The organism is Halomonas sp. OfavH-34-E, assembly GCF_024124525.1.
In the GTDB taxonomy this organism is placed as follows: Bacteria; Pseudomonadota; Gammaproteobacteria; order Pseudomonadales; family Halomonadaceae; genus Halomonas; species Halomonas litopenaei.
On the sequence record NZ_JAMXRY010000007.1, the window covers coordinates 57,270 to 78,726 of the forward strand.

Annotated in this window: 21 protein-coding genes; 16 read left to right on the plus strand and 5 right to left on the minus strand. The window is 64.1% G+C overall.

The features are described 5' to 3' along the window. The first annotated feature begins 1 nt into the window (after nucleotide 1). The 11 genes from NH448_RS04905 (at nucleotide 2) to tatC (ending at nucleotide 8,430) form a co-directional block, all read left to right on the plus strand. Nucleotides 2-736 (plus strand): SPOR domain-containing protein, encoded by a 735-nt coding sequence (locus NH448_RS04905; protein ID WP_253028466.1) that lies wholly within the window; start codon nucleotides 2-4, stop codon nucleotides 734-736. Between the two features lie 274 nt (nucleotides 737-1,010). Further along, nucleotides 1,011-1,529: an ATP-dependent protease subunit HslV gene (gene hslV, locus NH448_RS04910; protein WP_045991151.1), complete on the plus strand. Its 519-nt coding sequence runs from the start codon at nucleotides 1,011-1,013 to the stop codon at nucleotides 1,527-1,529. A 2-nt stretch (nucleotides 1,530-1,531) separates the two neighbouring features. Then, entirely contained in the window at nucleotides 1,532-2,854 is a 1,323-nt protein-coding gene (hslU, locus tag NH448_RS04915; protein WP_045991152.1) for an ATP-dependent protease ATPase subunit HslU, read from the plus strand. Between the two features lie 123 nt (nucleotides 2,855-2,977). Beyond that, complete coding sequence (locus NH448_RS04920) at nucleotides 2,978-3,361, plus strand: gamma-butyrobetaine hydroxylase-like domain-containing protein (protein ID WP_045991153.1); 384 nt, start codon at nucleotides 2,978-2,980, stop codon at nucleotides 3,359-3,361. Nucleotides 3,362-3,489: 128 nt separating this feature from the next. Continuing rightward, nucleotides 3,490-4,236, plus strand: a complete 747-nt coding sequence (gene ubiE / locus NH448_RS04925) for a bifunctional demethylmenaquinone methyltransferase/2-methoxy-6-polyprenyl-1,4-benzoquinol methylase UbiE (protein WP_045991154.1) — start codon at nucleotides 3,490-3,492, stop codon at nucleotides 4,234-4,236. A gap of 7 nt (nucleotides 4,237-4,243) precedes the next feature. Continuing rightward, nucleotides 4,244-4,885: an SCP2 sterol-binding domain-containing protein gene (locus NH448_RS04930; protein ID WP_045991278.1), complete on the plus strand. Its 642-nt coding sequence runs from the start codon at nucleotides 4,244-4,246 to the stop codon at nucleotides 4,883-4,885. Beyond that, nucleotides 4,882-6,504 (plus strand): ubiquinone biosynthesis regulatory protein kinase UbiB, encoded by a 1,623-nt coding sequence (ubiB, locus tag NH448_RS04935; RefSeq protein ID WP_045991155.1) that lies wholly within the window; start codon nucleotides 4,882-4,884, stop codon nucleotides 6,502-6,504. The genes NH448_RS04930 and ubiB overlap by 4 nt, the downstream gene beginning before the upstream one ends. A 22-nt stretch (nucleotides 6,505-6,526) precedes the next feature. After that, nucleotides 6,527-6,859 (plus strand): phosphoribosyl-ATP diphosphatase, encoded by a 333-nt coding sequence (locus NH448_RS04940; RefSeq protein WP_045991156.1) that lies wholly within the window; start codon nucleotides 6,527-6,529, stop codon nucleotides 6,857-6,859. A 57-nt stretch (nucleotides 6,860-6,916) separates the two neighbouring features. After that, a complete protein-coding gene (gene tatA / locus NH448_RS04945) occupies nucleotides 6,917-7,180 on the plus strand; it encodes a Sec-independent protein translocase subunit TatA (protein WP_253028467.1) in 264 nt (87 codons plus the stop codon). Nucleotides 7,181-7,186: 6 nt separating this feature from the next. After that, entirely contained in the window at nucleotides 7,187-7,657 is a 471-nt protein-coding gene (tatB, locus tag NH448_RS04950) for a Sec-independent protein translocase protein TatB (RefSeq protein ID WP_253028468.1), read from the plus strand. Then, nucleotides 7,654-8,430 (plus strand): twin-arginine translocase subunit TatC, encoded by a 777-nt coding sequence (gene tatC / locus NH448_RS04955; protein WP_253028469.1) that lies wholly within the window; start codon nucleotides 7,654-7,656, stop codon nucleotides 8,428-8,430. Before tatB ends, tatC begins: the two co-directional genes overlap by 4 nt. A gap of 167 nt (nucleotides 8,431-8,597) precedes the next feature. Here tatC and elbB read toward each other — a convergent pair whose 3' ends face one another. After that, a complete protein-coding gene (elbB, locus tag NH448_RS04960) occupies nucleotides 8,598-9,263 on the minus strand; it encodes an isoprenoid biosynthesis glyoxalase ElbB (RefSeq protein ID WP_108449754.1) in 666 nt (221 codons plus the stop codon). A 204-nt stretch (nucleotides 9,264-9,467) separates the two neighbouring features. Here elbB and hemB point away from each other — a divergent pair, with 204 nt between their 5' ends. Together hemB and ppk1 are read left to right on the plus strand one after the other, a co-directional pair. After that, entirely contained in the window at nucleotides 9,468-10,475 is a 1,008-nt protein-coding gene (gene hemB, locus NH448_RS04965) for a porphobilinogen synthase (RefSeq protein WP_253028470.1), read from the plus strand. A 47-nt stretch (nucleotides 10,476-10,522) separates the two neighbouring features. Beyond that, nucleotides 10,523-12,745, plus strand: a complete 2,223-nt coding sequence (ppk1, locus tag NH448_RS04970) for a polyphosphate kinase 1 (protein WP_222516059.1) — start codon at nucleotides 10,523-10,525, stop codon at nucleotides 12,743-12,745. Nucleotides 12,746-13,086: 341 nt separating this feature from the next. Here ppk1 and NH448_RS04975 read toward each other — a convergent pair whose 3' ends face one another. Next, nucleotides 13,087-15,216, minus strand: a complete 2,130-nt coding sequence (locus NH448_RS04975) for a PhoX family phosphatase (protein ID WP_124803460.1) — start codon at nucleotides 15,214-15,216, stop codon at nucleotides 13,087-13,089. A gap of 285 nt (nucleotides 15,217-15,501) precedes the next feature. On the opposite strand from NH448_RS04975, the gene NH448_RS04980 reads away from it, so the two are divergent. Further along, complete coding sequence (locus NH448_RS04980; protein WP_124803462.1) at nucleotides 15,502-16,263, plus strand: hypothetical protein; 762 nt, start codon at nucleotides 15,502-15,504, stop codon at nucleotides 16,261-16,263. A 216-nt stretch (nucleotides 16,264-16,479) separates the two neighbouring features. Here NH448_RS04980 and NH448_RS04985 read toward each other — a convergent pair whose 3' ends face one another. Together NH448_RS04985 and NH448_RS04990 are read right to left on the minus strand one after the other, a co-directional pair. Beyond that, a complete protein-coding gene (locus NH448_RS04985; protein WP_253028471.1) occupies nucleotides 16,480-17,157 on the minus strand; it encodes an urea carboxylase-associated family protein in 678 nt (225 codons plus the stop codon). 274 nt (nucleotides 17,158-17,431) lie between these two features. Next, entirely contained in the window at nucleotides 17,432-18,142 is a 711-nt protein-coding gene (locus tag NH448_RS04990; protein ID WP_045991165.1) for an NAD(P)H-dependent oxidoreductase, read from the minus strand. A gap of 132 nt (nucleotides 18,143-18,274) precedes the next feature. Between NH448_RS04990 and NH448_RS04995 the strand changes: the two genes are divergently transcribed. Together NH448_RS04995 and NH448_RS05000 are read left to right on the plus strand one after the other, a co-directional pair. Continuing rightward, the gene (locus NH448_RS04995; protein ID WP_222570006.1) at nucleotides 18,275-19,189 is read left to right on the plus strand and encodes a LysR substrate-binding domain-containing protein; all 915 of its coding nucleotides are present in this window, start codon (nucleotides 18,275-18,277) and stop codon (nucleotides 19,187-19,189) included. 231 nt (nucleotides 19,190-19,420) lie between these two features. Further along, nucleotides 19,421-20,056 carry a lysozyme-like domain containing protein gene (locus tag NH448_RS05000; protein ID WP_253028472.1) on the plus strand — a complete coding sequence of 212 codons (636 nt, stop codon included), beginning with the start codon at nucleotides 19,421-19,423 and terminating at the stop codon, nucleotides 20,054-20,056. Between the two features lie 310 nt (nucleotides 20,057-20,366). Here the strand turns inward: NH448_RS05000 and NH448_RS05010 are convergent, their stop codons facing one another. Then, entirely contained in the window at nucleotides 20,367-21,446 is a 1,080-nt protein-coding gene (locus NH448_RS05010; protein ID WP_108132293.1) for a 3-deoxy-7-phosphoheptulonate synthase, read from the minus strand. Between the last annotated feature and the right edge of the window lie 11 nt (nucleotides 21,447-21,457).

Sequence of the window (21,457 nt, forward strand, 5' to 3'; positions counted from 1 at the left end):
CATGGCCACTCGCAAGGCGCCCCCGCGCAAGCGCGGAGCAACCACCAGCCAGAAGCGCAGGCAAGCGCCCAAGCAGGCCCGCGGGGGTATCCCCGGCTGGCTGTGGGCCGCCGTCGGCGTGGCCGCAGGCTTCCTGCTGGCTCACCACCAGAACGGCACCGCCCCCTGGCAGGATCCCCGTTCACCGGTGGCGGCGGTACTGCCCAAGCCCTCCAGCGGCGAGCAGCAGGGCTCCAATGCGAGTGGCAGTGCACAAGGCGGACAGGCCAGCGAAAGCGAGCCGCCGATGCCGACGTTCGAGTTCTATACCCTGCTGCCGGAGTCCGAAGTCATCGCCTCCGACGAGGAGATGCCGGCGTCCACCGCCAAGCGCCCCGAGGCGGCCCAGCCGAGCGAGGACGAGATCTCCGCGGACGACCCCATCGCCGCGGTGATCGCCGCCAACTCCCGCGAAGAGGAAGCGTCGTCCACGCCATCCGAGACCCCGCGCAGCGCCGAACGTCGCTACATGCTGCAGGCGGCCTCCTTCCGCGAGGTCAACGATGCCCGACAGCTCGCCGGACGACTCAAGGACTTCGGCCTGCTGGCCAAGATCAGCGAGGTCGAGGCCACCGGCGGCGCCACCTGGCATCGCGTGCAGGTCGGCCCCTACAGTGATCGCAATGAACTGTCGCGGGCCCAGGATCTGATGAGCACTCAAGGCATCGAGCCGCTGCTGATCCAGCTGCAGAACTGACGTCGGCACACCTCCTCCTTCTGAAGCTACGCCCACCAGGCCCAGAACGTCATGTCTGGGCCTGGTGGGTGCTGGCCACCGCTCAAGCACCCATCGTGGCGGTATCTCTCGTCCTTCTGCTGCGCCGTCTTCTCCTCGAAGCGAGCCGCATTCCCGAGTCGCCCGCGCTTGAAATCCTTGCGACCCGCCCGCACCTACCAGCCTATCGCTTATGCAGAGGGCTCTGCCCCTCGACAGTCACCGGAGGCCTCGGCTTCCCCAAGGAGAATTCTCCATGACCACGATCGTTTCCGTTCGCCGCGGCGACCAGGTGGCATTGGCCGGCGATGGCCAGGTGTCACTGGGCAACACGGTGATGAAGGGCAACGCCAGCAAGGTGCGTCGCCTCTATCACGGCCAGGTGCTGGCCGGTTTTGCCGGCGGCACCGCCGACGCCTTCACCCTGTTCGAACGCTTCGAGGCCCAGCTGGAGAAGTACCAGGGCAACCTGGTCAAGGCCGCGGTGGAGCTGGCCAAGGACTGGCGCACCGATCGCGCCCTGCGCCGCCTCGAGGCGCTGCTGGCGGTGGCCGACAAGAAGGCCTCGCTGATCATCACCGGCAACGGTGACGTGGTGGAACCCGAGCGTGGCATCATCGCCATCGGCTCCGGCGGCAACTACGCCCTGTCCGCCGCCCGCGCGCTGCTCGAGAACACGGAACTGTCGCCCCGCGAGATCACCGAGAAGTCGCTGGAGATCGCAGGTGACATCTGCGTGTTCACCAACCATCACGTGACCCTGGAAGAGCTTTGATCATGACCCAGATGACGCCCCGCGAAATCGTCCACGCGCTGGATCAGTACATCGTCGGTCAGCAGGATGCCAAGCGCTCCGTGGCCATCGCCCTGCGTAACCGCTGGCGCCGCATGCAGCTCGACGGCGAGCTGCGCCAGGAGGTCACCCCCAAGAACATTCTGATGATCGGCCCCACCGGCGTCGGCAAGACCGAAATCGCCCGGCGCCTGGCCAAGCTGGCCAAGGCTCCCTTCATCAAGGTCGAGGCGACCAAGTTCACCGAGGTGGGCTACGTCGGCCGTGACGTCGAGTCGATCATCCGTGACCTGACCGAGGCAGCGATCAAGCTGGTGCGCGAGCAGGCCAAGGAAGAGGTCGGCCACCGCGCCGAGGACGCCGCCGAGGATCGCATCCTCGACGCCCTGCTGCCGCCGCCCCGTGGCCAGGAAAACGAGCCGCGCGAGGACTCCTCGACGCGCCAGATGTTCAGGAAGAAGCTGCGTGAAGGCCAGCTCGACGACAAGGAAATCGAGATCCAGGTGTCGCCCCAGGCGCCCAACCTCGAGTTCCAGACACCGCCGGGCATGGAAGAGATGACCAGCCAGCTGCAGAACCTGTTCTCCGGTATGGGCAAGGGCAAGACCGAGACCCGCAAGGTCACGGTCAAGGAGGCCTTCACCATCCTGCGCGACGAGGAGGCCGGCAAGCTTGTCAACGAGGACGACATCAAGTCCCGCGCGGTGGAGGCGGTGGAGCAGAACGGCATCGTCTTCCTCGACGAGATCGACAAGGTCGCCAAGGGCAGCGGTCAGTCCAGCGGCGGTGAGGTCTCCCGCGAGGGCGTCCAGCGCGACCTGCTGCCACTGATCGAAGGCTCCACGGTGTCGACCAAGTACGGCATGGTGAAGACCGACCACATCCTGTTCATCGCCTCCGGCGCCTTCCACCTGTCGCGTCCCTCGGATCTGATCCCCGAGCTGCAGGGCCGTCTGCCGATCCGTGTCGAGCTGTCGGCGCTGACGCCGGACGACTTCAAGCGCATCCTGACCGAGCCGTCCGCCGCCCTGACCCGTCAGTACGAGGCGCTGCTGGCCACCGACGGCCTCGAGGTGCGCTTCACCGATGACGGCATCGAGCGCATCGCCGAGATCGCCTTTAACGTCAATGAAGGCACCGAGAACATCGGCGCCCGTCGCCTGCACACGGTAATGGAGCGGCTGCTCGAGGAGGCCTCGTTCAAAGGCTCGGATCTCGGCAACCCGCTGGTCATCGACCGTGCCTACGTCGACTCTCAGCTCGGCGAGCTGGCCATGGACGAGGATCTGAGCCGGTATATCCTGTAACCACCGGCCAAGCACCCTCGATGACCGGGCCGCCGCGCACTGCGCTGCGGCCCGGTTGTGCTTTCGACGCCGCCAATACTGACGTCCGGGCACGCCAACCGTGCTGAAACAGAGAGGATCGCCATGAGCGCCCCCACTCCGACCCTGGTGCACTACCACAGAAAGGCCCGCGAGCTCGAGATCGGCTACGCCGATGGCTCCCGCCACCGCCTGTCGGTGGAGTACCTGCGCGTATTCTCGCCCTCCGCCGAGGTCCGTGGCCACGGCGGCGACACCGCCACCCTTCAGGTGGGCAAGAAGGACGTGGGCCTTGCCGACATCACCCAGGCGGGCCGCTACGCCCTCAAGCTGCACTTCGACGATGGCCACGACAGCGGCCTTTACAGCTGGGACTATCTGGACTGGCTGATCCGCGAGCGCGAGGCCAACTGGACCGACTATCTCAAGCGTCTGGACGAGGCCGGCGCCAGTCGCGAGCCGCTGGGTATCGAGATCCGTCAGCTGTAGCGATCGACACCGGTGTGGCGACAAGCCGGGTGACGGTCAAAGACAAGCCACCTCGGCAAGGCTACAATGGCCGCTGCCAAAGAGCCCCCATCGGCTCTTCTCGCAATCGCTCACGACTCGGGAGTCCCATGGATAAGCGCACCACCCACTTCGGTTTTCAGGACGTGCCGGTCGAGGAAAAGGCCTCACGTGTCGCCGATGTCTTCCACAGCGTGGCGGCTCGCTACGACGTGATGAACGACCTGATGTCCTTCGGTATCCATCGGCTGTGGAAGCGCCTGACCATCGAACGTTCCGGCGTCCGGCCTGGTCATAGCGTACTCGACATCGCCGGCGGTACCGGCGACCTGGCGCTGAAGTTCTCGCGCATGGTGGGACCGCGCGGCAAGGTGGTGCTGGCCGACATCAACGCCTCCATGCTCGGGGTGGGACGCGACAAGCTGATCGACCGTGGTGTCGGCGGCAACGTCGAGTACGTCCAGGCCAATGCCGAATGCCTGCCATTTCCCGACAATACCTTCGACTGCATCACCATCGCCTTCGGTCTGCGCAACGTCACCGACAAGGACGCCGCCCTGGCCTCCATGGCGCGCATCCTCAAGCCCGGCGGCCGCCTGCTGGTGCTGGAATTCTCCAAGCCCGACAATCCGCTGTTGACCCGCGCCTACGACGAGTACTCCTTCCGTCTGCTGCCGAAGATGGGCGAACTGGTCGCCGGCGATGCCGACAGCTATCGCTATCTGGCCGAGTCGATCCGCATGCACCCGGATCAGGAAACGCTCAAGGGCATGATGGAAACCGCCGGACTCGAGCGCGTCGAATACACCAATCTCACCGGCGGCATCGTCGCGCTGCATCGCGGCATCAAGCTTTGAGGACATGATGGCCTTGACCCCGACCCTGCTGCTGGCCGGCATCGAGAAGACCGTCAACGCCCTGCTCGCACGCGACCCTGCCTCGCCTTCTCGGCTGCGCTCGCTGGCGGGCCAGCGGGTGCTGATGTGCCTGGAGTCCCCGCGTGTCCAGCTGGCGCTGTGCTATCACCCCCAGGGGGTTGACCTGCTGCTGGTGGACGAGGTCGATGAAGGCGCCTGGGACGCCATCGTCGAGCTGGACAGCGACACCCTGGGCCGGCTGGCCGGCGGCGCCGACATGGAACGGCTGATGTTCGAGGGCCGTCTCGCGGTGCGCGGCAAGATCCACCTGCTCGAGGCGACCCGCGACCTGCTGCTGGATCTCGACCTGGACTGGGAGGCTGAGCTTGCCCGCTATCTCGGCGACCTGCCGGCTCACCAGCTCGCCGAAGGCCTGCGCGGCCTGTCCCGCTGGGGCCTGCGCACCCACCGTGAGCTGTGTGCCGATGTCTCCGAGTACGTCTTCGAGGAAGCCCGCTGGCTGCCCGGCCGCCATCAGCTCGAGGCCATGCGCGAGGCGCTGACCGAACTGGAGCTGGCCACCGACCGTACCGAGGCACGTCTCAAGCGCCTGACCCGTCGCCTGGCCCGGGAGAACGACGTCTCATGATCCTCCGCCCGCTGCGCATCATCTGGGTCGTCACCCGCTACCGACTCGACACTCTGCTGCCGCTGGAAAAGCTGCCCTGGTGGCTGCGGCTGATATTCACCTGGTCGCCGCTCAAGCTGATTCCCGTCGGCGAGCGCTCCCGCGGCGAACGCCTGCGTCTGGCGCTGGAGTCGCTGGGACCGATCTTCGTCAAGTTCGGCCAGATGCTGTCGACCCGTCGCGACCTGTTCCCCGACGATATCGCCAATGAACTCAAGCGGCTGCAGGATCAGGTACCACCCTTCCCCGGCGAGCAGGCCGAGGCACTGATCGAGGAGTCCCTGGGCGAGCCGCTCGAGGTACTGTTCGCCGAATTTTCCCGTGAGCCGCTGGCCTCGGCCTCGATCGCCCAGGTCCACACCGCCAGGCTGCCCGACGGCCAGGACGTGGTAGTCAAGGTGATTCGCCCAGGCATCGAGCGGGTCATGCGCCAGGACATGGCGCTGATGTACCTGGTGGCGCGAGCGCTGAACAAGGTGCCGGAAGCGCGCCGGCTGCACCCGGTGGAAGTGGTCCGCGACTACGAGACCACCCTGTTCGACGAGCTCGACCTGACCAAGGAAGCGGCCAACACCTCCCAGCTCAAGCGCAACTTCGACAAGTCGCCACTGTTGTATGTGCCGTCAATCCACTGGCCGCTGACCCGCCACAAGGTGATGGTCCAGGAACGCATCCACGGCGTGCCGGTGGCCGACATCGAGGCGCTCAAGGCCCAGGGCACCGACCTGAAGCGCCTGGCCGAGCGCGGCGTGGAGATCTTCTTCACCCAGGTGTTCCGCGACAACTTCTTCCACGCCGACATGCACCCGGGCAACATCTTCGTCTCCCGCCAGGCACCGTCCGACCCCCAGTACATCGCCATCGACTGCGGCATCGTCGGCAGCCTTACCCGGGAAGACCAGGACTACCTGGCGCGCAACCTGCTGGCCTTCTTCCACCAGGACTACTACGAGGTCGCGGCGCTGCACATCGAGTCCGGCTGGGTAGCCGAAGATACCCGCGCCAACGAGTTCGCGGCGGCGGTACGCACGGTATGCGAGCCGATCCTCGAGAAACCGCTCAAGGACATCTCGTTCGGCCAGGTGCTGCTGGGCCTGTTCCAGACCGCGCGGCGCTTCAACATGGAAGTCCAGCCCCAGCTGGTATTGCTGCAGAAGACCCTGCTCAATATCGAGGGTCTGGGCCGTCAGCTCTACCCGGACCTGGACCTTTGGGCCACCGCCAAGCCCTACCTGGAGCGCTGGATGAAGGAACGCGCCGGCGCCCAGGGCCTGTGGGAGTCGTTCAAGCGGCAGGCACCGGAGCTGACCCGGCAGCTACCGGAATTGCCGGTGCTGGCCCACCAGGCGCTGTCCCAGACCGAAAAGCGATCGCGCCAGATCACCCAGCAGGGCGAGGTCATGACCCATATTCTCGGCCAGCTGACCCGCCAGGCCAGGCGCATACGCCGGACCCGACTGGGGCTCGCCCTGGCCGCGGTGGCGCTGGCCTGGCAACCGCTGTCCGGCTGGTTGACCGATCAGCCCTGGCCGGTCCTGGTCGCTGCGGGCATCGGCACACTGCTGGTGATCTGGAACTGATCTTTTAATGGAATCTTCACCGATGAGCGATATTCTGAACCAGCTCGACGCCGCCCTCAGCGAACGTCGGCACGCCGATCCTGACACTTCCTACGTTGCCTCCTTGCATCACAAGGGGCTGAACAAGATACTCGAGAAGGTGGGCGAAGAGGCGGTGGAGACCGTGCTTGCCGCCAAGGATGTTGACGCGGATCCAGCCAGTCGCGAGGCGTTGATCGCCGAAACGGCAGACCTGTGGTTTCATAGTCTGGTGATGCTCTCGCACCTGGGACTCGACCATCGGCAGGTGCTGGATGAACTCGCCCGACGCTTCGGCGTATCGGGGCATGAGGAGAAGGCCTCGCGCCGCTCCTGAGCCTCGGCGGGAACCAACGATTCACGGCGCCTGGCGCCGCATATTGAGGAAGTTCTTATGTTAGGTGGTATCAGTATCTGGCAACTGCTGATCGTACTCGGCATCATCATCCTGATCTTCGGCACCAAGAAGCTCCGCAACGTTGGCAGCGACCTGGGTGGCGCGGTCAAGGGCTTCAAGAAGGCCGTCAGCGAGGATGAGGACAAGTCGGAGGAGGCCAAGCCCCAGGCCCAGGTCCGTCATGACGAGACCGATACGCCCAACAACACCTACGACGTCGAGGCGGAGCGCAAGCCCGAATCCTCCGACGAGCGCAAGTAACGCCACATGTTCGATATCGGCTTTCTGGAACTGCTGATCATCGGGGTGGTGGGACTGCTGGTGCTGGGTCCCGAGCGCCTGCCCAAGGCCGCGCGTACCGCCGGCCTGTGGATCGGACGCATCAAGCGTTCGGTGGCCGGCATGCAACGCGAGATCAGCGCCCAGCTCGAGGCCGAGGAACTGCGCCAGAAGCTCAAGGAGCAGGAACGCAAGCTGGACGACAGCGTCAACCAGGCCAAGCGCAGCGCCGAACAAGCCAAGCGCAGCGTGGAATCCATCGCCGACACCCCGAGCAAGGGCAACGGCGGGCAGGCGGATTCCACCGGCGCCCAGTCGGCCTCGGCCGGCCAGCGGCTGGACGACGCCGTCGACAGCGCCGCACGCGCCTCGTCGTCCAGCGCTTCGGCTTCCACTCTCTCCCCCGCGCCCAGCGATGACACCGCCTCTTCCGAGCACAAGGACTCCGCCACCCGATGAGCGATACCGGTGACACTCCGCCGTCAAGTCAGGGCCACGCCCCACTGATCGAACACCTGGTGGAGCTGCGCTCGCGACTGATGCGCGCCGTGATCGCCATCCTGGTGATCTTCCTGGCGCTCTACGCCTTTTCCAACGACATCTACCAGTTTGTCGCAGACCCCCTGATGGAGCTGCTGCCGGAAGGCTCCCAGATGATCGCCACCGAGGTGGCGTCGCCCTTCCTGGCGCCGTTCAAGCTGACCCTGGTAGTAGCGGTGTTCGTGGCCATTCCCTTCGTCCTGCACCAGGCCTGGGCCTTCGTGGCACCAGGGCTGTACGACAAGGAAAAGGCCCTGGCACTGCCGCTTCTGGCCTCGAGCGTCCTGCTGTTCTATCTCGGCGCGGCCTTCGCCTACTACGTGGTCTTTCCCCTGCTGTTCGCCTTCTTCACCCAGACCGGGCCGGAGAACGTGCAGGTGATGACCGATATCAACCAGTATCTCAACTTCGTGCTGAAGCTGTTCTTCGCCTTCGGTATCGCCTTCGAGATCCCGATTGCCACCTTCCTGCTCATCCTCACCGGCGCCGCCAGCGTCAAGAGCCTGAGCGCCAAGCGCCCCTACGTCATCCTCGGCTGTTTCGTCATCGGCATGCTGATGACCCCGCCGGACGTGGTCAGCCAGAGCCTGCTGGCGGTACCCATGTACCTGCTCTACGAGGTCGGGCTGCTGTTCGGCCGGCTGGTCAAGAGGCGGAGCAGCGATGACGAGGAAGTGCCGGACGAGGCGTGATCGCCACACCGGCAAAGCCCCCGTCAGCAGGATGCACTAAGCCCGAGGCATTGGCCTCGGGCTTTGCTTTTTTACCGCTCTCGCGCCGGTGGTGTTCAAGGCGCTTGGCGACAATGATCCGCCATCGTCTGGCGTCTCAGCGGGGCCTGGCCCCGCTGAGACGGCGCTCAGGTGTTGACGTCCATCATCTCGTCGATTCGATCCACCAGCTTGTTGATGCCCAGCGCCGCCTCGCTGATGCGGGTAGCCAGCATATAGGCGGGGGTGGTCACCAGGCGATGCTCGAAGTCCACCACGATATCGTCCACCGCACAGCTGCGATGCAGGCCGCCCATGGCGCTGATGCAACCACACACCTCGGGGTCGGTACCGATGGTGACGGCGATGCCCGGCCCCAGCACCTTGGGCACCAGCACCGGCGCGATGCACATCAGGCCGATCGGCTTGCGCGCATCGTGAAACTCGATCAACAGCTCGGCCAGGTCTTCGTGGACCTCCATCTCGGACTTGGCCGTGGCGTAGTTCGAAAGATTCTTGGCCACCCCGAAGCCACCGGGCAGGATCAGGGCATCGAAGTCCGATGCCGACAGTTCGTCCAGCGGCGAAATCTCGCCCCGGGCCAGGCGGGCGGACTCGACCAGCACATTGCGCGACGCCTCGACGGCCTCCCCGCTGTGGTGGTCGATCACCTCCTGGTGAGCGATATCCGGGGCAAAACAGCGATAGGCGATGCCCAGCTGGTCCAGGCGCAGCAGGGTCAGGGTGGTCTCGTAGATCTCGGAACCATCCTGTACGCCGCAGCCCGACAAGACGATCGCTACCTGTTTACTCATGTCATTCTCCTTTATAGCGCGTCGCGAACGGGGCCGGACGCGGCCAAGACTGCCACTACTCTAGAGAGTCGCCACGGGTGCGACAAGACGCGACTTTCGGCGAACGGGAGAGGAGGAATATACTCAATCAATGTCATGCTTTTGTCATGAAGTGCCACCAGACTAGCGCGTGGCGCCGAATCCTTGCTTCCGTGGAGTGCCGTCTTGAGTGCCATTACCCCTCGTCTTTACCCCGCCAGCCGTCCTCGTCGCATGCGCAAGGACGACTTCTCCCGCCGCCTGATGCGCGAGAACCAGCTGAGTGCCGACGATCTGATCTGGCCAGTCTTCGTGCTCGAGGGCGAAGGCCGCCGCGAGGCTGTACCCTCCATGCCCGGGGTCGAGCGCCTGTCGCTGGACCTGTTGATCGAAGAGGCCCGCGAGGCCGTCGAGCTGGGCATTCCCGCCATTGCGCTGTTTCCTGTGGTCGACCCCGACAAGAAAAGCGAGCTGGCGGAAGAAGCCTACAGCGCCAGCGGCCTGGTCCAGCGTAGCGTGCGCGAGCTCAAGGCCGCCCTGCCCGAGCTCGGCGTGATCACCGATGTCGCCCTGGACCCCTACACCAGCCACGGTCAGGACGGCATCCTCGATGAAGACGGCTATGTGGCCAATGACCGCACCGTCGAGACCCTGATCAAGCAGGCGCTGTCCCATGCCGAGGCCGGGGCCGACGTGGTCGCCCCTTCCGACATGATGGACGGGCGTATCGGTGCCATCCGTGAACTGCTCGAGCGTGAAGGCCTGCCCAACACCCGTATCATGGCCTACAGCGCCAAGTACGCCTCGCGCTACTACGGCCCCTTCCGCGATGCGGTGGGCTCGGCGGCCAACCTGGGCAAGGCCGACAAGTCGACCTACCAGATGGACCCGGCCAACAGCGACGAGGCCCTCCACGAGGTCGCCATGGACATCACCGAAGGTGCCGACATGGTGATGGTCAAGCCCGGCATGCCGTACCTGGACGTGGTCCGCCGGGTCAAGGACGAGCTGCGGGTGCCCACCTACGCCTACCAGGTGAGCGGTGAATACGCCATGCACATGGCCGCCTTCGACAACGGCTGGCTGGACGCTGACACTGTCATCCTCGAGTCGCTGATGTGCTTCAAGCGTGCCGGCGCCGACGGCGTGCTGACCTACTTTGCCAAACGCGCGGCCAGGCTATTGGCCCGCTGATCAGGGGAGGGAGCGGCGCCCTTCCCGAGCCCCGATGAGGAACCACCATGGAAGACGCGCAGAGCGACAACGCCACGATTGAACATGCGACCCTGGGCAAGTCCGACGTCTCGATGAGCGACGCGCCCCAGGCCGATACCCCGGTGCCGCGCCTTAACCAGACGCGCACCGGCATCAAGCCCAAGGCAATGCCGGACCCGGAGGCCGACCTCACTGACCCGAGCCTCTACTTCAATCGTGAGCTGTCGCATCTGCAGTTCAACATCCGGGTGCTGGAACAGGCGCTGGACCAGGCGCACCCGCTGCTCAACCGCCTGATGTTCCTGTTGATCTTTTCCTCCAACATGGACGAGTTCTTCGAGATCCGGGTGGCCGGACTGAAGAGCCAACTGGCCGTGGGCGACGACGCCACCGGTGCCGACGGCCGCAGCCCACGTTCGGTGCTCGACGAGATCTCGAAGATCGCCCACGAACACGTGGAGCGTCAGTACCGCATCCTCAACGAGCAGCTGATCCCTGCCATGGAAGCTCACAACATCCGCTTCCGTCGGCGTGGGGACTGGACCAAGCAGCAGCGCAAGTGGGTCCATGATTACTTCTCCACCGAGATCATCCCGGTGGTCAGTCCCATCGGGCTGGACCCCTCGCACCCCTTCCCGCGGCTGGTCAACAAGAGCCTCAACTTCATCGTCGAGCTCGAGGGCAAGGACGCCTTCGGCCGCGAGGGCGGCCTCGCCATCCTGCCGGCGCCACGTTCGCTGCCCCGGGTCATCGCGCTGCCGGAAGAGCTGTGCGAGGAAGGCTTCACCGAGTATCTGTTCCTGTCGTCGATGATCCACGCCCACGCCGACGAGGTGTTCCCGGGGATGAAGGTCAAGGGCTGCTACCAGTTCCGTCTGACCCGCAACGCCGACATGACGGTGGATCCCGAAGAAGTCTCGGACCTGGCCTCGGCCCTGCGCGGCGAGTTGCTGGCCCGGCGTTACGGCAGCGGCGTGCGCCTGGAGGTGGCCGACAACTGCCCCGAGGAGCTTTCCGACTTCCTGATCAAGCAGTTCCAGCTCGAACCCAGTGACCTCTATCGGGTCAATGGCCCGGTCAACCTGACCCGCATGATGTCGGTACTGGGTGACGCCGACCGACCCGATCTGATGTACCGCTCCTTTACCCCCGGCGTGCCCAAGCAGGTCAAGCAACCCAACTCCATCATGCAGTCGATGCAGGAAGGCGACATCCTGCTGCACCACCCCTTCCAGTCGTTCACCCCGGTGGAGGACCTGCTGCGCGAGGCCGCCCGCGACCCCGACGTGCTGGCGATCAAGCAGACGCTGTATCGCACCGGTGCCGACTCACCCATCGTCAACGCCCTGGTCGAAGCCGCCGGCCAAGGCAAGGAAGTGACCGTGGTCATCGAACTGCGCGCCCGCTTCGACGAAGCCGACAACCTGGCGCTGGCCTCGCGCCTGCAGGAGGCCGGCGCCATCGTCATCTACGGGGTGATGGCCTACAAGACCCACGCCAAGATGATGCACATCGTGCGTCGCGAGAAGGGCGCGCTGCGCCACTACGCTCATCTCGGCACCGGCAACTATCACTCCAAGACGGCCAAGCTCTACACCGACTACAGCCTGCTCACCGCGGACCCTGTGCTGTGCGCCGACGTGCACAAGGTGTTCCAGCAACTGTCCGGCATGGGCCGCACCCGCCAGATCGAGAAGCTGCTGCACGCCCCCTTCACCCTGCACGAACGGGTCGTGGAAATGATCGAGCGGGAGGCAAGCTACGCGCGCAAGGGCAAGCGCGCCCATATCATCGTCAAGTGCAACTCGCTGACCGAACCCAAGCTGATCCAGGCGCTCTACCGCGCCTCCCAGGCCGGCGTCGAGTGCGACCTGATCATCCGCGGCATGTGCTGCCTGCGCCCCGGCCTGCCCGGTATCTCCGAGAATATCCGGGTGCGCTCGGTGATCGGTCGCTTCCTCGAACACACCCGGGTGTTCCACTTCCACAACGACGGCAAGCCCGAGATATGGGGCTCCAGCGCGGACTTCATGGCGCGCAACATGTTCCATCGGGTCGAGACCTGCTTCCCGCTGCTCGACAAGAAGCTCGCCGCCCGGGTGCGCAAGGACCTCGAGACCTACCTGGTCGACAACTGCCAGAGCTGGCTGCTGCAGGCCGACGGCACCTACATCAAGCAGGATCCGGGCGAGGCCGCACCGATCTCCGCCCAGGAAACGCTGCTGTACGCCTACGCCGCTCGCGCTTGAGTAACGCCCCGCATTGACGCGCCATCGGCGCGTCGATAACACCACCCAGGCCCCTCGCCAGCGACGCTGGCGAGGGGCTTTTCATGTTGTCGTCATGTGTCCTGACGGCTGCCGGACGCCGCGCGACCTGCGCCTTGGCCGCCCCAAGCGGTTCCCGGACCAACCGCCTCCCGCTTCAGGCTGCCGATCATCCAGCCCTGGACACCCAGACCCTAGAAAAAACACCCCGGCTCCCTGAAAAGGGAGCCGGGGTGCTGGGGCGGCGCAAGACGTCAGACGTAGAGAACGCCCCTGGAGGTTGCCCGAAAGGCCGACGCAAGCCGGCACCTTTCGGACACGTCCTAGACGCCGATCTGGCCGCCGTCTTCGCGCTGGATCACCACCGTGGCGGCGCGCGGTCGCACGCTGGCATCAGACGCCTGGGTCGCGTCGTCACTGGCCGGCCAGTTGCCCGGATGCTGGATATTGATAAACAGCGCGGTCTTGTCCGGCGTGGGGAAGATGCCAGTGACCTCGCAGCCGTTGGGGCCCACGCAGAAACGCTTGAGCTTGTCCTGGTTGGCCCCGGAGATCACCGCGGCGGCACCATCGGCACGCTCGAGCTCCGCCGGCACGACCGCCAGCACCTGGTCATTGGTGCTCTCGGTGACGCCCTCGTAGCCGTTGTCGGTCTGGATCCACAGGATGCCCTGGCCGTCGCCGCGCTCATCGAAGTAGAGCCCATCGGGACTGGCGAATTCGTTGTCGGCGGTCAGCCCGGACAGGTTGTTCTGGTCACTGGCCGCGGCACCGAACACGAATACCTCCCAGTCGAAGGCGGTGGCATCGCTGCCCTCGCGCCAGCGGATGATCTGACCGGCCTCGTTGTTCGCCCGCGGGTTGGCCGCATTGACCGGTGCCGTGGCGTAGCCGTTGCCCAGCGCGGTGATGTTGTCGCCGTCGCCGGTCAGGGTCGCCTCGGTGCCGTCTTCGGTACGCTTCGAGTTGTTGGTCAGGGTCATGTAGACCTCGCCGGTGGACGGGTCCACCGCGCCCCACTCAGGGCGATCCATCGGTGTGGCACCCATCAGGTCGGCGGCATCACAGGTGTGGATGATCACCCCGGCCAGGTCATCGGCGTCGAGTTCCAGCGCCTCGGCCAGGGTACGGCCATCCTGGGTGGAAGCGTCCGGCGTCAGCGGCAGCCACTCGCCGCTGCCATCGGCGTTGAAGCGAGCGACGTAAAGGGTGCCGCTGTCCATGTACTTGTCACCGATCGCCAGGCGATCGGCCTCGGCGCCGGGAGCGATGGCATCCGCCGGGTCCCAGGCCGCCTCCGAGACAAACTTGTAGATGTACTCGTTGCGCGAGTCGTGACCGGAGTAAAACACCACCGGCTCGCCTGCTACCAGCTTGCCCGGCCAGCAGCCCTCGTGGCGGAAGCGGCCCAGCGCCGTGCGCTTGATCGCCTGCCTGCCGGTATAGGGGTCGATCTCGACGATATAGCCGAACTGACGCGGCTCGTTGCGGTAGTCACCGCTGGCGTCGTCGGCGACGGGGTCGCCGATCAGACGGGTAAATTCGTCGTCGCGTTCGCTGTCATCACCCGCGGCGGTCTCCCAGCCGTAGCGTCCGCGACCACTGGCGATGCCAAGACGGTCATCGTCCAGGGTACGGCCTTCGTTCTTGACGAAGTAGGCCGGCCAGTTCTCCTCGCAGGTGAGGTAGGTACCCCAGGGCGTGTAGCCGTGGGCACAGTTGTTGTTGGTGCCGCGAGCCTGGGTGCCGCCCGGGGAATACCTGGTCTTGACGTAGTCGCTGCCCGCCACCGGCCCTGACAGGTGCATCGGGGTGGCGCTGGTGTAGCGACGGTTATGGGCGGAACCCTTGACGTGGCTCCAGCGACCATCGGCGTCCTTCTTCACCTCGACCACGGTCACCCCGTGGGCGTTGATCTCGGTGCGCACCTCGTCCGCCGGACGCTTGCCTTCGGTCATGTTGGTAGGGCCGCCCTGGGGCGCCCACAGCGCGTTCTCGTCGATGTATTCGTTGTTCATCACCAGCAGGAAGCGCTCGGAGGCCGTGCTCTCATCCAGCGCGAAAGGATGCATGCCGTCGTGATGCATGCCGACGCTGGCCGCCTGGGCCTGGGGCGTCATCGTCAGATCCTCGCTCCATTCGGGCGCGCTGTCGTCAAGCGGCGTACCCCAGGGCACCAGCACCTGGGCGGTATAGCCCGGCGGCACCACCACGGCGTCGCTGCGCGAACCGGCAATCGACTCGAAGGCCAGCGCCAGCGGCGTCTTGGCCATCCCTGACGACGGCTCGTTGGCGAAGGCCGAGAGACCAAAGCTTCCCAGCATGGTCATGGCCGCCATGCCCATGCCACCCTTCATCACCGCTCGCCGGGAAAGACGACGGTCGAGCACCGAGGAGAAGGGTTCATTACGGCTGGGATTCAACAGACGATGATCTTCAATTTCCTTGCTCATTGCGCAGTCCTCTTCTTGCAGCCCTCTGTTCGCCGTCAAGGCGTGGGCTGTCGGTGCCAGTCACTGTTGCCGGCCTCGGGTATCGGAGGGGAAAGTCGATCACAGGGGCGACGGCGGTCCGCCGACAACACTAGGTAGTCCAGATGACACTCGTATGACGATAGACGAGGTTGACGCAGAGCACAGGAAGTAGCGCTATTGTAAAAAGAGTAACAGTTGGTGAAAGAAAATGGCTTCGCTCGTCGACACAGTGCACCAACAATCGCTATCGACAGGACCAGAACCATGTGGAATCTGGGACACCGACATCAGCGCATACTTCTTATGCCCCAACGCGCCCCTTCAGCCGACGAAGATCCCGAGCCTCGTTGGTACTGGGTCCACTGTGTCGATCAACAGAGCCTCGACCGGGGCAGCGCCGCCAATGTCCAATCGCTTTCGTGCCTCGACCAGGCACTTCCCTGTTGTCTCGTCATACCGCCACAATCGGTCACCCTGGTAACGCTGGACGGCGCCCTGGCCGAGGAGGTCGACAGCAGGGAGTCACTGGATGAACTGGTTGAGCGGGAGCTTTGCGTAATACCGCACACTCTCGCGCTCCATGTGCTCTATCGTGATGACAGCGCCCTGGATGTCATGGTGGTGCAGCGTACCCTGCTGGCCCAGTGCAGCCGACGCCTGGGACGCCATCACCTCTCGCCCCGCTGGTGGGCCAGCGCCTTCCAGGGTCTGCCGCCGCCCGAACCCGACACCCTGGGCGTACTGCCCTGGGGCGACGACTGGATGCTGAAGTGGCGCCACCCCGAGACCCCTGAACGGGAGCGCTGGCTGTGCTGGCCCAAGAGTCAGGACATGGAGGACCTGAGCGACCATCTTCCGGAAGTGCTGCGCGAGTCGCCATGGAATTGTCCACTGGCCCCCCAGGCCGTCAACGGCCTCGACTGCCTGGACTTCTGTGCCCGCCACCTGCCCGAGGACCTGCCACTGGTGCCCTCGGACATCGGAGGTGAGGGTCAGCCAAGGGAGAAGAAGCCCGAGCCCGCGTAGAGGCAGCGTGATCGCTATCGCTAAACTTCGCTGCCGCTGGCCCAAAAAACGTGTAGAGGCGTTTGAAGCGACGAGAGGGAGTGCTGAAGTCATATCGTGAGCGATGACGAGCCGGATGCCGCCGGAGCGCAAAGGCTGGAGTTTACCTCCGACGAAATGAGAACCTTTAGCGCCGGCGGCGGAGTTGCAGTGCATCGCCATCTATCCCGTGTTTCTTCAATCTCCGAGCATGACTCCTATACTTTCCGTTTGGCTACCAACTCCGTTGACCGCCGTAATATCCTGGGGACAGCATGACATGACTACGTAACAGGTCATCATTGCCTTGAACACGATCCTGTCGTCTCTTTTGGCCACGGGTGGCACAAATGTCAGTGAGCCATCACCATCAAGTGGAACATTCATCCACACATTGAATGGTGATGGAACATGCGAAACCTCCTTGCCGATGGCAAGCAATGCCATTCGAAGATTATCAACACAGTTGTCATGGTATTCGCTTACGCCAAGCTGTCTATAGCGATTGATATCGCAGGCGGCAATCAATGTGTCATGCACCCCAGGCGAAGTATCTTCCACTAGTTCCAGCATCTCGTTTCTTCTATTGGAAACCATACTGTCACCGACAACCGGCACCAAGCGCCCAAGATGGGTTCGAGTATGTTCCATGGATAGAAATTCGTCTGGATCACTCGTATTGAAAGCCCACATATCGCAGACCTGCAATCCACTTACGTTAATCAGCGTAAGCATCTGCCCTTTTTCCAGTACAACGGCAGCGCCACACCTCGCGGGAATGAAATAGACCTTTCCTGGCTGCAGAACACCATTGCGCGCAAGCGGTTGGCTCACTGACAACTGTTTTTCTTCCAGCGCACCGAAAGAAGCCGCCAAATCAGGCTCCCTATCTCTACTTATATAACCACCCATCATCCACCTCGCTCACTGATTTTTCCGACTTATCATGAAGAATACATTGTTGGAAATCAGACACTCCCTCTCACCACATCGGCCCTCTGACGGCGAGACGCGCAAATTTCTCATCCCGCGAGACTATTCTTATTTCAAGTTCTGCAATACAGACGTTTGCTGGACAGGGAATCACATCTGTTGCCGAGCATCTGGTACCCAGCAGGGGACGATCGAAGAAGCGGTCACGGAGGTGCGCTCACCCCGAGACTGGATCGGAAACAACGCGAGCAACGTCCAGACTGGCCGCCAGCCTGTCGACCAACGCCTCAACGCGTTGCTCCGCCTGAATCAGAGACTGCTGCAGCCGCTCGTCGGCAAACTCGTCATACTCCACGGCGATGCTGTGCAACTCCTCTATGCCGAGATAGGCGAAAACGGTACGCAAGTGTGGTTCGACGTGGTTGGTGTGCTCCATTCGCTCACCAGACTCATAGCCATAATCACCCCGGGCACCAAGCACTACCAAGCGCTTGCCCATGGCGCTCAGCATCGGCCAATAGGGCAAGCCTGGGCGGGAGCGATCAAAGCCGAAAGTCCGCCCGACTCGCACGATATTGTCGATATAAGCCTTGAATCCGGCCGGAACGCCGAAGTTGTACATCGGTACGCCAGCAATGATCAGATCCGCCTCGAGCAGTTCGTCGACCAGGGAATCACTCTCCGCGAGAACCTCGTGCATCCACCTATCCCGCGCTTCCGGCTTGGTGAAGGCGGCATGAATCCAATCACCGGTGACAGGACGAGGCGGCTGCTGGCCGACATCGCGATAGACGACCCTGTCGTCAGGACGTGCCCGTTGCCACTGTGTGACGAAGTGGGCGCTGAGGCGTCTCGAATGCGATCCGTGGGGTTGACTACCGGAAAGTCCGGAGCGTGCGCTGGCATCAAGGTGCAACAGTGTAGCCATGAAGATTCTCCTTTGGGATTAGTACCGCTCATGCTTGGTGGTGCACGAACGACAGAATCTTCCAATCGATTCGGGCCGACAAACGATCTATTCTTTGCAGATACACAAAAATTTTTTGTCCATAGGGATGCGATGCAACGACGCCGACTACCACTCTCGCAGTTGCGTGCCTTTGAGGCGGCAGCACGTCACCGTAGTTTCAAGGGGGCGGCTGAAGAGCTGGCGGTAACGCCCGCCGCGATCAGCCACCAGGTACGTGAACTGGAAAGCTGGCTCGGCGTAGCGCTATTCGAGCGTCGCACCCGCCAGGTGATCCCGACCGACGCGGCAACGGAGCTTTCTCCCGTGCTACGCCAGGGCTTTGACGCCTTCGCCGACGCATTGGAAAGTCTGCTCAAGCGAACGACACCCGCCAGCGTCACCCTCTCCTGCACTCCGGCCTTCGCCAGCCAGTGGCTGCTTCCTCGACTGACCGACTTTCATTCGACGAATCCCGATATCGCCTTGAATATCCATGCCAGCGAGAGCGTGCTTGATCTGACGCATGGAACCCGCCTGGCGATTCGTTACGGTATGGGCCCCTATCCGGACCATGAGGTGGTGACCCTGGCGACCGATCGCATTGCCCTGGTCGCCAGCCCGCAACTCCAGCTGGCTGGCGTCGACGACCTCAGGGGTGTTCGTCATATCGATTTCGACTGGTACTGTCCGAACCTTGGCCTGCCCGGCTGGGCTCAGTGGTGTCAGGCGGTGGGGTCTACCCCTGCCGTGCTGGGGCCTCGACTCGCCTTCTCCGAAGAAAGTCACGCGATCCAGGCCGCTATCTCCGGCCAGGGCGTGGCCCTGCTGGGCTTGACCCTGGTGCAGGATGAGATCGCTCGTGGTGTGCTGGAGGTGCCATTCGGCCCGTTTCTACCGGGACTGCACTACCACCTGATCAGGAGCCAAACAATGTCCGACAATGCCATCCTCGACAAGGTGGTGGTTTGGCTTCAACAGGCGTTTTCAGCGGCAACCGCTACCATAGGCGAACAACAGGCACCTTGATACAACCCGTTTGCCTTCCCGCAAGAAATGACCGTCCTGGCCTTGAGCATGGCGCTGGATGATCGAACTCAGACGTCATCGGACATCGAAGGCGTTCGCCCCATCGCCCCCTCTCCGATGACCCGAAGCAGCCGGTGGGACATGTGAGGATGACCCGACAGTGCACGGGAGGGCATACTGGGGGCGATATCACTAAAACGGGAAAATGTTGTGAAACGGGCCATGCCAGGGATGCGGTCTGCTCTACTCACTACGGTGCTTGCCGCGGCGCTTGTTACTCTCAGCGGCTGCGCCGCCTTCGCCCCGGCGCCGCCGAGCCATCAGGACAATCTGTGCGAGATCTTTCGCCAGCAGCCTGACTGGTACGACGCCACCCAGGCCTCCTATGAAAAGTGGGGCACGCCCCCCTGGACCCAGATGGCCTTCATCAAGCGCGAGTCGTCGTTTCGCAGCCACGTCAGGCCGCCACGTACCAAGCTACTGGGCTTCATTCCGTGGACGCGCCCGTCCTCGGCCTACGGCTATGCCCAGGCCCAGGATCCGGTATGGGGCGAATACGATGATGACGCCGGCGGGCTGTTCGCCAGTCGCACCGACATGGACGACGCCACCGACTTCATCGGTTGGTACAACGCCCGCACGCGGCGCATGACGGGGGTGTCACTGTCCAACCCCGAGCACCTGTACCTGGCCTACCACGAAGGCCAGGGCGGCTATCAGCGCGGCAGCTATCGCGCCAAGCCGGCGGTGCAACGCGCGGCGCGGGAGGTGGCCAGCACCGCTTCCCGTTATCGCAGCCAACTGGCGGCCTGCGAGGCGGAATTCCGCTGCGACAGCTTCTATCAGGTATGGCCCTTCTGCCGCTGAGTCAGGTGGCCACCCACTATGCTTCCCGCTACCGCAGCCAACTGGCAGCCTGCGAGGCGGAATTCCGCTGCGACAGCTTCTATCAGATATGGCCCTTCTGCCGCTGAGTCACGTCCCCACCCACTATGCTTCCCGCTACCGCAGCCAACTGGCGGCCTGCGAGGCGAAATTCCGCTGCGACAGCTTCTATCAGGTATGACCCGTCTGCCGCTGAGTCACGTCCCCACCCGCGACGCGAGCCAGTTACGCCGGACATAAACGACCAGAGGCCCGAAAGGGCCTCTGGTCTGGTTCGTTCGCATCGTCGGGCTCAACCCTGCTGGGCAAGACGCTCGGCAGCCAGGCTCAACAGGTGTTCGGTGGTCTCCCAGCCGATGCAGGCGTCGGTGACCGAGACACCGTAGCGCAGCTTGCCGGGCTCCAGGGGTTGTTTGCCCTCGTTCAGGTGGCTTTCGAGCATCACCCCGATCAGCGAGGTGTCACCGGCCAGACGCTGGGCCAGCACCTCGAGCAGGACTTCGCTCTGACGGCGATGGTCCTTGCGTGCGTTGGCGTGACTGCAGTCCACCATCAGCCGCGGCGGCAGGCCGGTGCCGATCAGCGCCTTCCTGGCGGCGGCGACCGCGTCGACCCCGTAGTTGGGCTCACCGTGGCCGCCCCGCAGCACCACATGGGTGTAGGGGTTGCCGGCGGTCTCGCGCATGACCGGCTGCCCCTGCTCGCCCACCGCGAAGTGCTGGTGGGGGTGGGCGGCCGAGCGCATGGCGTCCAGTGCCACCTGGACGTCGCCGCTGGTGGCGTTCTTGAAGCCGACCACCGCGCCGATGCCACTGGCCATCTCGCGATGCAGCTGGGATTCGGTGGTGCGTGCGCCGATCGCGACCCAGGCCAGCAGGTCCTCAAGGTAAGGAGCGATCATCGGCTGCAGGATCTCGGTGGCCACCGGCAGACCCAGCTCGACGATCTCGCGCATCAGCTGGCGTGACAGCTCGAGCCCACGCGCCATGTCGCCCTTGCCATCCAGGTCCGGGTCATAGGCCAGGCCCTTCCAGCCCACGGTGGTGCGGGGCTTCTCGACGTACACCCGCATCACCACCAGCACTCGATCACGGATGCTGTCGGCCAGGGAGGCCAGACGCCGGGCGTATTCAAGCGCCGACCTGGGGTCATGGATCGAACAGGGCCCGACCACCGCCAGCAGGCGATCATCACGACCCTCGAGAATGTCACGGATCTGCTGACGCTGAGCGTCGACGCGATCGCTCAGGGTCGTCCCGAGTGGGCACTGGCGCTTGAGCGCCTGCGGGGTCGGCAGGGTCATCTGGGGGGCGGTCTCTTGCGTCGCGGCAGCGTTGAGGTCGGCGGTGGCAAGCGAAAGGCTGGCGGTCATGGTATCAGCTC

Bases quoted from the DNA above. Each gene is read 5' to 3' on its own strand.
- NH448_RS04905 (WP_253028466.1), top strand. From the start codon at position 2: ATGGCCACTCGCAAGGCGCCCCCGCGCAAGCGCGGAGCAACCACCAGC.
- hslV (WP_045991151.1), top strand. From the start codon at position 1,011: ATGACCACGATCGTTTCCGTTCGCCGCGGCGACCAGGTGGCATTGGCC.
- hslU (WP_045991152.1), top strand. From the start codon at position 1,532: ATGACCCAGATGACGCCCCGCGAAATCGTCCACGCGCTGGATCAGTAC.
- NH448_RS04920 (WP_045991153.1), top strand. From the start codon at position 2,978: ATGAGCGCCCCCACTCCGACCCTGGTGCACTACCACAGAAAGGCCCGC.
- ubiE (WP_045991154.1), top strand. From the start codon at position 3,490: ATGGATAAGCGCACCACCCACTTCGGTTTTCAGGACGTGCCGGTCGAG.
- NH448_RS04930 (WP_045991278.1), top strand. From the start codon at position 4,244: ATGGCCTTGACCCCGACCCTGCTGCTGGCCGGCATCGAGAAGACCGTC.
- ubiB (WP_045991155.1), top strand. From the start codon at position 4,882: ATGATCCTCCGCCCGCTGCGCATCATCTGGGTCGTCACCCGCTACCGA.
- NH448_RS04940 (WP_045991156.1), top strand. From the start codon at position 6,527: ATGAGCGATATTCTGAACCAGCTCGACGCCGCCCTCAGCGAACGTCGG.
- tatA (WP_253028467.1), top strand. From the start codon at position 6,917: ATGTTAGGTGGTATCAGTATCTGGCAACTGCTGATCGTACTCGGCATC.
- tatB (WP_253028468.1), top strand. From the start codon at position 7,187: ATGTTCGATATCGGCTTTCTGGAACTGCTGATCATCGGGGTGGTGGGA.
- tatC (WP_253028469.1), top strand. From the start codon at position 7,654: ATGAGCGATACCGGTGACACTCCGCCGTCAAGTCAGGGCCACGCCCCA.
- elbB (WP_108449754.1), bottom strand. From the start codon at position 9,263: ATGAGTAAACAGGTAGCGATCGTCTTGTCGGGCTGCGGCGTACAGGAT.
- ppk1 (WP_222516059.1), top strand. From the start codon at position 10,523: ATGGAAGACGCGCAGAGCGACAACGCCACGATTGAACATGCGACCCTG.
- NH448_RS04975 (WP_124803460.1), bottom strand. From the start codon at position 15,216: ATGAGCAAGGAAATTGAAGATCATCGTCTGTTGAATCCCAGCCGTAAT.
- NH448_RS04980 (WP_124803462.1), top strand. From the start codon at position 15,502: ATGTGGAATCTGGGACACCGACATCAGCGCATACTTCTTATGCCCCAA.
- NH448_RS04990 (WP_045991165.1), bottom strand. From the start codon at position 18,142: ATGGCTACACTGTTGCACCTTGATGCCAGCGCACGCTCCGGACTTTCC.
- NH448_RS04995 (WP_222570006.1), top strand. From the start codon at position 18,275: ATGCAACGACGCCGACTACCACTCTCGCAGTTGCGTGCCTTTGAGGCG.
- NH448_RS05000 (WP_253028472.1), top strand. From the start codon at position 19,421: ATGCGGTCTGCTCTACTCACTACGGTGCTTGCCGCGGCGCTTGTTACT.
- NH448_RS05010 (WP_108132293.1), bottom strand. From the start codon at position 21,446: ATGACCGCCAGCCTTTCGCTTGCCACCGCCGACCTCAACGCTGCCGCG.